The sequence below is a fragment of the Devosia sp. Soil_C_22 genome, from assembly GCF_057657195.1.
Genome location: NZ_JBDGIY010000001.1, coordinates 1222364 through 1235526, shown reverse-complemented (window position 1 = coordinate 1235526; position 13163 = coordinate 1222364). Strand labels below are relative to the sequence as shown.

Below are 13163 nucleotides of genomic sequence, written 5' to 3'. Positions count from 1 at the left end.
ATGCAACCCGAAATGCAGATCGCGGTGCCGGTCTTCATGGCGCGCAAAATGGCGGGACGGCGCGGAAAAAGCAAGAGGGGCGGGGAACTGTACCGGCAGGAACGCGGGAGCTGTGCCCGGGGCCGCCCCCTCCACCGCCTGCGGCGGTCCCCCTCCCCCGCTGCGCAGGGGAGGATCAGGGGGCGCCGAAGCGCCCCTTTTTCAATGGCCTATTGCGGTGCGGCCGGTGCTTCGGTCGCCGGAGGTTCGGTGGACGCCGGATCGGCCGGCGCGGCCTCGCCCTCGGGCACGGCGGCCTGGACGGCGGCGACGACTTCGGGCGCCTCGAAGCAGGTCTGCAGCCCGGTGCGCGCCGTTTCGGAGAGGGCGGCATAGTTGCCGTGGGCGGTGTGCGCCTCTTCGGTGCCCTCGCCGCGCAGGTCGGCGGCGAGCATGTCGACGTCGTTCTGCGGCAGCGTGCCGAAGGTGGTGTTGAGGCAGGCGCAGAGCGGGGTGAGGATCGGCTCGGCCTCGGTGCCCTCGGGCATCTGGCCGAGCAGGAACTCAGCGCCGCCGGTGCAGGCGGTCGAGAACTGGGTCATGTCGGTGCCCGACTGGGCGAAGGCCATGGGCGCGGAAAGCAGGCAGGCCACCGACGCGGCCACGGCAATGAGGGTTTTCAAGCGGGTCACTCCAACAGTTCGAGTCGCGCCGTAGATGGCATGGATATCAGGCGAAAATGCAACGGGCGGCGCGAAAGCTGCGTCAGCCCGTGGCGATGAGGCCGCGATTCCACGGTTATTGGCCGCCCCATGCCACCAAAGCGCAACATGCGGGTTACCCGGGCCGACGATCCTGTTAATGCTTGCCGAATCCGGCCGCGTGCGTCTCCGTTTGGGCGCAATGGCGGCCTAGGGACGGCTCAACGACCCGGTTGAGGTATATGACGACGACGACCCGCGGCGACGCCGCCACTTTGCTGATCCGCCTCGCGCTGCTGATGCTGGCAGCCTGGGCCGCCTTGCTGCTCAACATCTCGGATGCGCACGCGCAGGCGGCGAGCTGCACGCAGCTCGACAACATGCTGCGCACGCTCGACCGCAACCAGGATTTCCAGAATTCGCGCGGCGGCGGCCTGCGCCAGTTGCAGCGGCAGGTGCAGCGGGCCGAGAGCGCCTATATCCGGGGCGGCTGCAACGACGACGCCAAGGCCGGCCGGCAGCTCAACTCGCAGTGCCGGGCCCTGGCGCGCGACGTGCTCGACCTGCGCGAGCAGGTCAACAACATGGCGCAGAGCGTCGATACGGGCGAGGCCGTAGCACAGCAGCGCGAGGCCATCCTGCAGGAAATGGCGCGCTTCGACTGCGACGGTCGCTCGCGCGTCAATGTCGACCGCGGCAGCCGCGGCAACCTGTTCGAGCGGCTGTTCGGCGGCTTCACCGAGGACGGGTTCGGCGCCGGCGGGGTTCGAGGCGACGAGTTCAATCCCTATGGCAACTACCACACGGTGCGGACGCTGTGCGTACGCAAGACCGACGGATTCTATTGGCCGATCAGCTATTCGACGCTGGTGGATTATGTGGCCAACGATGCCGAGCAGTGCCGGGCCATGTGTCCGGGGCTCGATGTCGATCTCTACTACTATGACAATCCCGGGCAGGAACCGGCGCAGATGATCAACCAGTGGGGCGAGCCCTACGCCTCGCTACCTACCGCCTTCCGCTTCCGCACCGAGTTCGACACGGCGAGCAAGTGCACCTCGACGCAGGACCAGGGCGCCATCGAGGTGGCGCAGAATTTCGACGGCAGCTCGCGCGCCATGGTGACGTTCCGCGGCGAGATGTTCCCGCTGCCGTTGCGTGACCAGCGCCGCGCGGCGCCCGTCGCAGCGACCGTGGTGGCAACGCCCGTGCAGGTGGCTGAGGCGAACTACGTGGATGTCCCGCTGCCGCGCCGCCGGCCGCCGGCGCCGGGCGAACCGACTGCGCCGGTGCAGGTCGTGGCGCCGACGCCGACGCAGGAAGAGCGGATCGTGATGTTCGGCGACAAGCGCGTCAGGGTAGTCGGGCCAGAGACGCCTTACGCCCAATTAGCGGTAACAGCGCCCTGAGTTCGGGCCCCTGCTCGCGGCCGGTCAGCGCCAGCCGCAGCGGGTGAAACAGCGCCCGGCCCTTGCGGCCGGTGGCGGCCTTCAGCGCATCGGTCCACTGCGACCAGGTGGTTTCGTCCCACGGATCGGGCGGCAGCAGGTCTTTCGCACTGGCGAGATAGTCGCGATCCTCGTCGGCGACCAACGGCGTGACGGGGCCGGTCACCAGCGTCGCGAGATCGGCGATGTCGGAGAAGACGGCGAGGTTGCCGCGCAGGGCGAGCCAGAGCGGTTCCGAGGCGATGCCGAGCGCTGCGAGGCGGGGCTGCGCCACATCATAGGGCATGGCGTGCAGGATGCGGGCGTTGAGGCTCGCGAGTTCGGCCGGATCGAAGCGAGCCGGGCCGTGCGAAACCTTGTCGAGGGTAAAGACCGTCGCCACGTCGGCGAGATCCGGGTGCGGCTCGAGCGGCAGGCTGGTGCCGGTCAGCACGGCCATGATGGCCACCGCCATCGGCTCGTAACCGGCCTCGCGCAACTCAGCCAGCGATAGCGAACCGAGGCGCTTGCTGAGACCCTCACCTTCGGCGCCGGTGAGGAGATTGTGGTGGGCGAAGGCCGGCACGTTGCCGCCCAGCGCCTCAAAGATCTCGATCTGCGTGCCGGTGTTGGAGACGTGGTCCTCGCCGCGGATCACGTGGGTGATGCCGAGGTCGATATCATCGACCACCGAGGGGAGCGTGTAGAGATAGCTGCCATCGGCGCGGATCAGCACCGGATCGGACATGGACGCGGTGTTGACGGTCTGCGGGCCCTTGATCAGGTCGTCGAACTGCACCGGGCGGCCATCGAGCCTGAAACGCCAGTGGGGCTTTCTGCCCTCGGCCTCGTATTTCGCCTTCTGCTCGGGCGTCAGGTTGAGCGCGGCGCGATCGTAGATCGGCGGACGGCCGAGCAGGCGGGCGCGGCTGCGCTTGATGTCGAGCTCTTCCTCGGTCTCGTAGGCGGGATAGAGCCGGCCGGAGGCGATCAGCTGGTCGCGGGCAGCATCGTAAAGCGCGGTGCGGTCGGACTGGCGGTACTTTACGTCGGGGGTGATGCCGAGCCAGTTGAGGTCGGTGACGATGCCGCGGGCGAATTCCTCGGTCGAGCGAGCGGTGTCGGTATCATCGAGGCGCAGGATATACTTGCCGCCGGTGCCCTTGGCGAAGAGCCAGTTGATCAGCGCGGGGCGGGCGTTGCCGAGGTGCAGGCGGCCGGTGGGGGATGGGGCGTAGCGGACGGTGGTCATGGGGCGACATGGAGCGTGTGGTCCCACCCCCTCCCAACCTCCCCCATCAAGGGGGAGGTGCCTGCCGGTTCACGTGGCACCATAGCGCCACAAACCCGCTTCACCTCCCCCCTTGTGGGGGAGGCCGGGAGGGGGGTGGCCACATGCACGTCGTTCATTCCAGCCCCTTGCTGTCCAGCCGATGCGTCTGCTCCACCACCTCGACCTCGTCGCGATAGCCGTTGGTGATCGGGTAGCGCCGGCCCAGGCCGAAGGCCTTGCGGGTGATTTTCACGCCCGGGGCCGACTGGCGGCGCTTGTATTCGGCGATGTAGAGCAGCTTTTCGATGCGCTTGACCAGGGTGCGGTCGAAGCGGCCCTCGCCGCGCTGCACCACTTCGGCGACCGACAGCTCGAGCTCGACGAGGCCGTGCAGGATTTCGTCGAGGATCGGATAGGGCGGGAGCGAGTCCTGGTCCTTCTGGTCGGGGCGGAGCTCGGCCGAGGGGGCCTTGTCGATGATGTTCTGGGTGATGACTTCGCCATCGGGGCCGAGGCAATCGGCGGGGCGGTGCTTGTTGCGCCAGTCGGCGAGCTCGTAGACACGCATTTTCAGCATGTCCTTGATCGGGTTGAAGCCGCCATTCATGTCGCCATAGATGGTGGCGTAGCCGACGGCCATCTCCGACTTGTTGCCGGTGGTGAGCAGCAGCCCGCCGAGCTTGTTCGAAACGGCCATGAGGTAGACGCCGCGCATGCGCGACTGGATGTTCTCCTCGGTGGTGTCGATCGGGCGATTGCCGAACACCGGCTGCAGCTCGGCAAGCGCGGCCTCGACCGGATCGCCGATTGAGACCACGTCGTATCTGACGCCGAGCCGGCGGGCGCAATCCTCGGCGTCGGCGAGGCTCTCCGCGCTGGTGTAGCGGTAGGGCAGCATGAGGCAGTGAACCCGGTCGGCCCCGATGGCATCGACGGCCATGGCGGCGACGACGGCGCTGTCGATGCCACCCGAGAGGCCGAGCACGACGGACTTGAAACCGTTCTTTTCGACATAGTCACGCAGGCCGAGCACGCAGGCGCGCCACGGCGCCTCATCGACGCTCGACAGCGGGGTCACGTGCGGATCCGTACAGCGCCAGCCATCGGGCGTGCGCTCCCAGTTCGACATCATGATCTCGGGCTCGAAGCTCTTGGCCTGCACGACGAGGCGGCCTCCGGGCTCGATGGCAAAGCTCGCGCCGTCATAGACGAGCTCATCCTGGCCGCCGACCTGGTTGAGATAGAGCAGCGGCACGTTGTCCTCGGCGACGCGGTCGGTGACCAGCTGGTAGCGGGTCGCCTGCTTGTTGCGCCAGTAGGGCGAGCCGTTGGGGCAGAGCAGGATGCGCGCGCCGTTATCGACGAGATGGGCGCAGACGTCGGGATGCCAGATATCCTCGCAGATCGGGATGCCGATGGAGACGCCCTTGATGGTCACCGGCTCCTGCAGGTCGGCGCGCTCGAAATAGCGCTTCTCATAGAACACATCGTCATTGGGCAGCTCGCGCTTGTAGCGGCGGGCGATGATGCGGCCCTGCTCGCAGACCAGCGCGGCATTGAAGAGGTGGCCGTTCTCCTGCCAGACGCAGGGCATGATGGCGGTGACATTGGTGCCGGCGGTCGCCTTGGCGAAGTCCTCGGCGGCGGCCATGGCGTCGGCGACGAAGCGCGGCTTGAACAGCAGGTCGTCGGGGAAATAACCGGTGAGGAACAGCTCGGGGAAAAGCAGGATGTCGGCCCCCTGCCCCGCCATGTCGGCCAGCGTCTTCTTGGCCAGCTCGAGATTGGCGCGAATAGCGCCCACGGTCGGATTGAGCTGCGCGAGGGCGATACGGAGGCGATCGGTCACGGGAAAAGTCCGCCGGCGGGGAATAGGGATAGCATACCGAATGGTCGCGCGATCGAACCGGAAAAGTCTGCAACTTTTCCTGATCACGCTCCAAATGCGCGGCAAGACTTATCCGCTCACCCGGAAACGGGCAAGCGGACAGCCGGTCGGTCAGGCCTGATCAGAACCGATAGGTCAGCTCGGCGAGGAGACCGTAGCGGAGCATGGAGAAGGGGTTCTCGGTCTCGGTGTAGTCGTCGAGCTCGAGGCTGGGCTCCCCATAAGGCGGATCGGCAGGCTCCGGCGGATCGCCCACGGGCGGCTGCTCCTGCGGCGGGGTGACCAGTGCGCCGGTATAGTTGGCGTCGTAGGTGCCCTGCACATACCAGGCACGACCGCCGAGGCGGAAGGTGATGTTCTCGGTGGGGTGGAAGCCGGCCATGACTTCGGCCATGCCGCCATACCCCCAGCCCTCGATCTCGGTGGCGGAGGCCTTGAAGAATTGTGGTGGGCAGAGGTCGTCCAGGCCGCACGGCAGGAACGGACCGAGGGTGTCCGTACCGGTCGGACCTTCGTCGCCGCCGAGCACGCCCGAGATGGTCGCAAAGGGAACGGCCGCGACCTCGCCGCTGATTTCGAAGAAATCGTTGATCTCGGCCTTGCCGCTGAGGCCGAGGCGCAGCATGTGCAGTTCGAGGCGGTCATCGACGCTGTCACCTGGCAGCGACCACAGGCCGGTATCCTCGCTGTATGCGATGTCGTCGGCGGAGGTGGCGGTGGTAAACGAGGCGCGGTTCGTGCGGGGCGAGTCGTTCCAGTAGTTGTAGCCGACGAAGCCCGCCAGCCCGTTGCCCTTGCCGTCGTCGATGGCGTTCCAGCCGAAGTCGGCGCCGCCATAGCCGATCTGCCCGTCGGTCACCTCCCCGCTCGAGAACGGATCGGAATAGTCGCCATTGATCGCGACGCTGTAGCCGGCCCAGCCCTTGGCATAGGTGGCGGTGGAGTCGTCCTCGACGCGCAGGTGAACCTCGATCGTGTGGGAGGTGTCCGTGCCCTCGAAAGTGGTGCCGCTCAAGTCGAAGTTCCGCGAGCCCATCGAGTACCAGTAGCGCAGGCCGGTCTCGAAATGCAGCCCGTCCGTCTGGTCGCCCATCTCGGACCATTCATAAGGCTCGATGGAATAGCCCTCGCGATAGATGGAAGCCGGATCGTCGCTCCAGTCGGCGGCGAGGACCGGGCTGCTGAACGCGGCAGCGGCGAGGGCGAACATGCTCGTAGCCAGGCGGAACATGGCGAACTCCGGGACAAGTATTGAGCCCGTTTATGCACCGTTAGGGTTAATGTTCCGCTAAATGAACGTGGCACAATGCAAACGATCGGGCGCCAAGACCTTCGAATCGAACGATCTGCTAACCGAAGGCGCGTTTCCCACAGCTTCATCGCAGCCATGCAGAGTTAGGCTGCAACCCTTCACGGGTTGGATGAGTTGGGCGGTGCGGAAAAGAATGGCCCAAGGCGCAGGCAGATGAGTTGCAAGGTACTGGTGGTCGAGGACGAGATTTTCGTCGCCACGGAATTGGAGAGCGTGCTGCAGGAGCTGGGCTACCAGCCGCTGGGCATTGCTGCCGACAGCCGGCGGGCGCTCGAGCTGGCGCGTGAGGCCGAACTGGCATTCGTCGACATCAACCTCGTCGACGGCCCGACCGGCATCGAGGTCGGCCGCCGCCTCGCCGCCGACGGCGTCACGGTCATCTACATGACGGCCAACCCGGGTCAGCTGGGCGACGGCGTCCCCGGAACCATCGGCGTGCTGCCCAAGCCGGTGGAGGGCGACGAATTGCGCGAGGCCATCGAATTCGCGGCCGCCACGCGCCGGCGCGAGCGGGCAGCCAAGCCGCCCCGCCACCTCAGGCTGTTCAGCCAGCTTCCCGGGGCTCCGGCTCCCGCCTGAGCTCCGCCTTGCGGCGCAGTGCCTGCCGCGGCAACGACAGCTCGACCTCCAGCCCGTCCTCGCCATAGCGCCGCTCGAGGCGACCGCGCAGCTGGCCTTCAACGCTCAGCGATATGAGCTTCGAGCCGAAGCCGGTCACCCCCGGTGCGGGTGGCGGCCCGCCGCGCTCGCGCCAGACCAGCCGGTAGTCGTCGCCATCAAGAGCGGTTTCGATCGAGATGTGGCCCTCCGGGCGCGTCAAGGCGCCATACTTGGCGGCGTTGGTCGCCAGCTCATGGAACAACAGGGCAAGCGGGGTCGCGGCGCCGTCGTCGATCTCGGCATCCGGACCACCGAAGCTGACGCGCTCGACCTCGCCGACGCGGTAAGGCTGCAGCAGTTCCATTACCAGCGCGCTTAGCGAGGACGGGCTGTGCAGCGGCATCGAGCTGCGCGAGTGGGGCCGCACGAAATCGTGGGCGCGACCGAGCGCGAGGATGCGGCCGCGCAGCTTGTCGGCAAACTCGCTCGCCTCGGGATGCGAGCGTGCCGCGAGGCCCACGATGCCGCCGATGACGGCGAAGATGTTCTTGATGCGGTGGCTCAGTTCCTGCGCGATCACCTCGCGCTCCTCCTGGGCCAGCTTGGTTTCGTGGATATCGGTACAGGTGCCGAACCAGCGCATGATGCGGCCGCTGGCGTCGCGCATGGGCAGCGCCCGGCCCAGCACCCAGCGATAGTCGCCGTCGTGGCGGCGCAGGCGATACTCGATGACGTAGGGGTCGCCGCTCTCGAGCGAATGCCGCCACAACTCCCAGGCCCGCGCCTGATCCTCGGGATGGAACATGCCGCTCCAGCCCTCGCCGTCGGTCGAGCCCGGCGGCATACCGGTATATTCGTACCAGCGCGCGTTATAGTAGTCATGGTAGCCGTCCGGCCGGGTCGACCACACCATTTGCGGCATGGTGTCGGCGAGCAGCCGGAAGCGTTCCTCGCTTTCAACCAACTGGGCCGCGATCTCGCGCTCGGTCGTGATGTCGACGACGGCACCGGGCAGACGTATGGCGCGGCCATCCCGGTCGGTGATAACCCGGCCGGAGGCTACAACCCAGCGGACATGGCCATCGGCATCGACGACGCGATACTCGAACCGTACCGGACCGGCGTCCTTCAACGCCGCTTCGATCTCGGCCCATACGCGGGTGCGATCGTCGGCGTGCATGGCCTTGAAGAATATCTCTATCGGCAGGCCGACGGCGGCCTCGCCGGGCGAGATGCCGAACAGCGCGGCAAAACGTTCGTCCGCGGTCACGCGGTTCTCGGCGATATCCCAGTCCCAGATTCCCACCATGCCCGAGGCGTTGAGGGCCAGGTCCAGCTTTTCGTGGTGCTCCGCCAGCACCTGATCCGACAGCACCTGGCTGGTCGTCTCCTGCACGATGGCGAGCACGGCAAGACCGGTGCCGTCGTCGTCGAGCACCGGGGAGTAGTCGAGGTTCAACCAGACGTCCTCGGGCTCGCCATTGCGGTAGAACACGAACTTCTGGCTGGCAAAAGCCAGCGACTCGCCGGCCAGCACGCGGTCGATGATGTCGCGGTTGAAATCGGCCACTTCGGGCCAAGCCTCGAGCACGGACATGCCCATGATGCCGGGGTGGCGCGCGCCGGCGATGGGAGCATAGGCGGAGTTGTAGAGCATGATGCCGTTCCTGCCGATCAGCAGGCACATCGGCGCGACGGAGGTCATGATCAGGCGGGCGGCCGCACTGAGCGCCACAGGCCAGGACGAAATGGGACCCAGTTCACTGGAGGACCAGTCGAAGCTGTTGGCCAGCTGTATGACAGGATCGCGGTCGAGACGTGCCTTGGTCTCTGCGTCGGCGCGCGGGAAGAAGGAGCGTGGCATCAATCACCGTGGCGCAGCACAAGCCTCGTGGCCGCGCCCCTGCGCAACCAGTTCCCCTCAACGCGGGAGGGGCACTTTGGTTCACTCGGCCGCGACGATCCGTTCACTGCGCGCCGGCCGCTGCGAGCGCAGTTCCTCGGCGACGAGGAAGGCCAGTTCGAGCGCCTGCGAGGCGTTGAGGCGCGGATCGCAGTAGGTGTGGTAGCGATCCTGCAGGCTGGCCTCGGTGATGGCCGCAACACCCCCGCCGGTGCACTCGGTGACGTCGTCGCCGGTCATCTCGATATGGATGCCGCCAGCATGGGTACCCATCGAGCGGTGGATGTCGAAGAAGCTCTTCACCTCGCTCAGCACCCGCTCGAACGGACGGGTCTTGTAGCCGGTCGAGGCCTTGACGGTGTTGCCGTGCATCGGGTCGGAGCACCAGACGACGACCTTGCCCTCGCGCTCGACCGCCTCGATCAGCCGCGGCAGGTGGTCGGCGATCTTGTCCGAGCCGAAGCGCGAGATCAGAGTGATGCGGCCGGCCTGGTTGTCGGGGTTCAGCCGGTCGATGATCCTGAGCAGGTCGTCGGCGACGAGGCTGGGGCCACACTTGACGCCGATCGGATTGCGGATGCCGGCGAAATACTCGACATGCGCGCCCTCGGGCTGGCGGGTGCGGTCGCCGATCCACAGCATGTGGCCGGAGGTGGCGTAGTACTCGCCGGTGATGGAGTCGCGACGGGTCAGCGCCTCCTCGTAACCGAGCAGCAGCGCCTCATGGCTGGTGTAGAACTTGGTCTCGCGCAGCGACGGGGTGTTATCCGAGTTGAGTCCGAGCGCGCGCATGAAGTCGATGGCGTCATCGATCTTGCGGGCGATCTCCTCGAAGCGCGGATAGGCGGTGGTGTCCTTCATGAAGCCCATCGTCCATTCGTGGACGCGGGTCAGGTCGGCGTAACCACCCGAGGCGAAGGCGCGCAGAAGGTTCAGCGTCGCCGCCGACTGCCGGTAGGCGAGCAGCAGCCGCTCCGGATCGGGGATACGGGCCTCGGGGGTGAAGGCGATGTCGTTGATGATGTCGCCGCGATAGCTCGGCAGCGTCACGCCATCGATGGTCTCGGTGTCGGCGGAACGGGGCTTGGCGAACTGGCCGGCGATGCGGCCGACCTTCACCACCGGCTTGCTGGCGCCGTGGGTCAGAACGATCGCCATCTGCAGGAAGACGCGGAAGAAGTCGCGGATGTGGTCGGCGCCGTGCTCGGCGAAGCTCTCGGCGCAATCGCCGCCCTGCAGCAGGAAGGCCTTGCCCTCGGCCACTTCGGCGAGCTGGTTTCTCAGTTCGCGCGCCTCGCCGGCAAAGACCAGCGGCGGGAACTTGCGGAGCTGCGCCTCGGCGGCTTCGAGCTTGTCGCCATCGGGATAGGCCGGCACCTGCAGGATGGGCTTGTCGCGCCAGCTTTGCGGTGTCCAGTTGCTCGTCGGCATAGTCGCTACCTCCCGGTCGGGCGCGTCCTATCAGGCGATTGGGACGGTGTGAAGCCTACTGTTGACGAGGAAACGGGCCACTCGCACACGAGCGGCCCGTTCCGATAGGCGCCATGCGCGGCGAGGATGCCGGCGCGCATGGTCGTGCAGCGCTTACTGGCCGGCTTCGGCGAACAGCGCCTCGAACTTGGCCTTGGCCTTGGGCGGGGTGTTGACCGACTTGGCGGCCTCGGCATTAGCCGCCGGCTCGTCGCCGACGACGACGAGCGCCACCATGCCCATGCCGAAATGCGGCAGGCACTTGATGCCATAGGCGCCCGGCACGGTGAAAGTCACGGTGACGTCCTTGCCCATGGAGCCCTTGAAGGACTCGGCGCCTTCCGGAAGCATGCCGGGAATGGTTTCGGCGTTGTGGCCCCGGTCGGTAGCGACGAAGGTCACCGTGTCGCCCACGGCGATCTTGGTGAGCTCCGGCTCGAACACCATGGTCGTGCCGTCAGCGCCCTTGTTGAGCATCTTCACCTGATAGTCGGCGGCAACAGCCGGACCGGCAAGCAGGGAGAGGGCGGCAAGCGCGACGAGCAGGGTCTTTTTCATATCGGATCTCCTAAATAGGAGGCGTATGCTCATGATACGGGGCGTAGCGTCAATGCGCTCAACGTCGCATCACCCTCCCGCTATTGCTTCACCCCGTCGCGATAGATGTAGCTCGGCTTCTTGAACGTCACGAGTTCCTCGGCCGCCGTCGGGTGCATGGCGATCGCGCGGTCGAAATCGGCCTTGTCGGCGGCCATGCCGATCGGAATCGCCGCCATCTGGATGATCTCGGCGGCGCCCGGCCCCATGACGTGGACACCGAGCACCCTGCCCCCGTCCTTGAGCGTGACCAGCTTCATCAGCATGCGCTCCGACTTGAGCGACAGCGTATTCATCATCGGCCGGAAACGGGTAACGTAGACGTCGATGTCGCCATGCGTCAGCGCATCGTGCTCGGCGAGGCCGACAGTCGCGACCTCGGGTTCGGCGAAGACAGCCGTGCCGTAGAGCGACAGGTCGACCTCGGTCGGCTTGCCGCCGAACACCGTGTCGGCGAAGGCATGGCCCTCGCGGATGGCGACCGGGGTCAGCTGCACGCGGTTGGTGACGTCGCCAACGGCGTAGATCGAAGGCACATTGGTGCGCGAATAGCTGTCAACCTTGACCGCGCCGAAGCCGTCGAGCTCGACGCCTGCCGTCTCGAGGCCGAGCCCCGTGGTGTTCGGGCGACGGCCGGTGGCGAAGAGCACGGCGCCGAACGGGGCGTCGACGCCATCCGAGAAGCTGACCCGGATATCGTCGCCGGCCTGGCTGAGCCCGGTCACGTTGGTCTGGTAGATGCGTTTGATGCCATGCGCCTCGAGACCGGCGTCCAGACCCTCGCGCAGATCCTGGTCGAAGCCGCGCAGCACGCAGTCGCCGCGATAGACGATGGTGGTGGGAACACCGAGGCCAGCAAAGACGGTGGCGAACTCCGTCGCGACGTAGCCGCCGCCCTCGATGAGAATCGAGTGCGGGAGCTTTTCGAGGTGAAACACCTCGTTGGAGGTGATGCCAAGCTCCCTGCCCGGGATATCCGGGATGAAGGGATGCGCGCCGGTGGCAACGAGGATGGTCCTGGCCTCGAGCTCGCGGCCCGAGGTGAGCAGCTTCACGCTGTTGGGGCCGGTGACGATCGCGCGCTCGCGGATGATCTCGGCGCCCGGCCGCTCCAGCCCGACGACATAGGCCGCCTCGAGCCGGGCGATTTCCTTGTCCTTGTTGGCGACGAGCGTCGGCCAGTCGAAGGTCGGCTCACCGACATCCCAGCCGAAGCTCGGAGCGATCTCGAACAGATCCTTGTAGCGCGCGGCATAGACGAAGAGCTTCTTGGGCACACAGCCGCGGATGACGCAGGTGCCGCCGACACGGTATTCCTCGATGATGGCGACCCTGGCGCCGTAGCCCGCCGAAATCCGCGCTGCCCGCACGCCGGCCGAGCCGGCGCCAATCACCACGAGATCGTAACTCTCGCTCATCGCATGCACTCCAAATGAAAAGGCCCCGCGCGCCGGCGGGGCCTCATCCACATAGGTGCTGATGGCTCAGCTGTCGATGCCCTGCGCCTTGAGCTCGGCACGCACCGCGGCGAAGAATTCCTTACCGAGGTTGCCCTCGTAGATCTGCAGAACCCGCTTGTTGGTCTCGTTGATCTCGATATTGGCCTTGCTCAACTTCTGGCCGACCGGGCTCTCGTAGAAGGCCACGATCTGGCCCAGTTCCTCGACGCTGAAGACCAAGGCGTAGTTGCGCGCGAACTGGTCGAACAGCTCGCCCTTGCGCTCGCGATAGGTCGAGATGACCTTGCCGATCGCGTCGCTCAGCGGCTTGGCGATCTCGGGGTTGGTCGGCAGCAGCGTGCGATAGGTGCGTACGCCCGCCGAGACGATGGTCGCCTCATACACGCCGCCCTGATCGGTGAGGTCGATATACTTGCGCGCCAGAGCCAGGTGCTCGGGCGAGATTTCCTGGACCTGCTGGGCGAGAGCCGGCGCGGCCGCGAAGGCGACAAACAGGGAGAAAAGCGCGGCGGCCAGCACGGGCAGGCGCTTGAGTCTTGAGATCATCGGCCAG

11 protein-coding genes are annotated in these 13163 nt (G+C 66.5%); 2 read left to right on the top strand and 9 right to left on the bottom strand.

Features of this window, described 5'->3' with window-relative positions; all coding sequences use genetic code 11:
- Positions 1-209: 209 nt before the first annotated feature.
- On the bottom strand, positions 210-662 hold the full coding sequence (locus AC3A6I_RS05780; protein WP_487542478.1) for a hypothetical protein: 453 nt from the start codon (positions 660-662) through the stop codon (positions 210-212).
- A 260-nt stretch (positions 663-922) separates the two neighbouring features.
- Between AC3A6I_RS05780 and AC3A6I_RS05775 the strand changes: the two genes are divergently transcribed.
- Complete coding sequence (locus tag AC3A6I_RS05775; protein ID WP_487542476.1) at positions 923-2089, top strand: DUF2865 domain-containing protein; 1167 nt, start codon at positions 923-925, stop codon at positions 2087-2089.
- Here the strand turns inward: AC3A6I_RS05775 and gltX are convergent.
- The 3 genes from gltX to AC3A6I_RS05760 form a co-directional block, all read right to left on the bottom strand.
- Positions 2034-3359, bottom strand: coding sequence for a glutamate--tRNA ligase (gene gltX, locus AC3A6I_RS05770; RefSeq protein WP_487542474.1), 1326 nt, complete (start codon positions 3357-3359; stop codon positions 2034-2036). The two genes, AC3A6I_RS05775 and gltX, sit on opposite strands and share 56 nt — an antisense overlap.
- A 154-nt stretch (positions 3360-3513) precedes the next feature.
- Positions 3514-5229, bottom strand: coding sequence for an NAD+ synthase (locus AC3A6I_RS05765; protein ID WP_487542473.1), 1716 nt, complete (start codon positions 5227-5229; stop codon positions 3514-3516).
- 160 nt (positions 5230-5389) lie between these two features.
- Positions 5390-6499 (bottom strand): hypothetical protein, encoded by a 1110-nt coding sequence (locus AC3A6I_RS05760; protein ID WP_487542471.1) that lies wholly within the window; start codon positions 6497-6499, stop codon positions 5390-5392.
- A 234-nt stretch (positions 6500-6733) separates the two neighbouring features.
- Here AC3A6I_RS05760 and AC3A6I_RS05755 point away from each other — a divergent pair, with 234 nt between their 5' ends.
- Complete coding sequence (locus tag AC3A6I_RS05755) at positions 6734-7159, top strand: response regulator (RefSeq protein ID WP_487542470.1); 426 nt, start codon at positions 6734-6736, stop codon at positions 7157-7159.
- On the opposite strand, the gene AC3A6I_RS05750 is transcribed toward AC3A6I_RS05755, so the two are convergent.
- The 5 genes from AC3A6I_RS05750 to AC3A6I_RS05730 form a co-directional block, all read right to left on the bottom strand.
- On the bottom strand, positions 7125-9044 hold the full coding sequence (locus AC3A6I_RS05750) for a PAS domain-containing sensor histidine kinase (RefSeq protein WP_487542468.1): 1920 nt from the start codon (positions 9042-9044) through the stop codon (positions 7125-7127). The genes AC3A6I_RS05755 and AC3A6I_RS05750 overlap by 35 nt on opposite strands.
- 81 nt (positions 9045-9125) lie before the next feature.
- Complete coding sequence (locus tag AC3A6I_RS05745; protein WP_487542466.1) at positions 9126-10514, bottom strand: class II 3-deoxy-7-phosphoheptulonate synthase; 1389 nt, start codon at positions 10512-10514, stop codon at positions 9126-9128.
- Positions 10515-10667: 153 nt separating this feature from the next.
- Positions 10668-11111, bottom strand: coding sequence for a pseudoazurin (locus AC3A6I_RS05740; protein WP_487542464.1), 444 nt, complete (start codon positions 11109-11111; stop codon positions 10668-10670).
- A gap of 80 nt (positions 11112-11191) precedes the next feature.
- Entirely contained in the window at positions 11192-12568 is a 1377-nt protein-coding gene (gene gorA / locus AC3A6I_RS05735) for a glutathione-disulfide reductase (RefSeq protein WP_487542462.1), read from the bottom strand.
- A 66-nt stretch (positions 12569-12634) separates the two neighbouring features.
- On the bottom strand, positions 12635-13156 hold the full coding sequence (locus AC3A6I_RS05730; protein ID WP_487542461.1) for a DUF2059 domain-containing protein: 522 nt from the start codon (positions 13154-13156) through the stop codon (positions 12635-12637).
- Between the last annotated feature and the right edge of the window lie 7 nt (positions 13157-13163).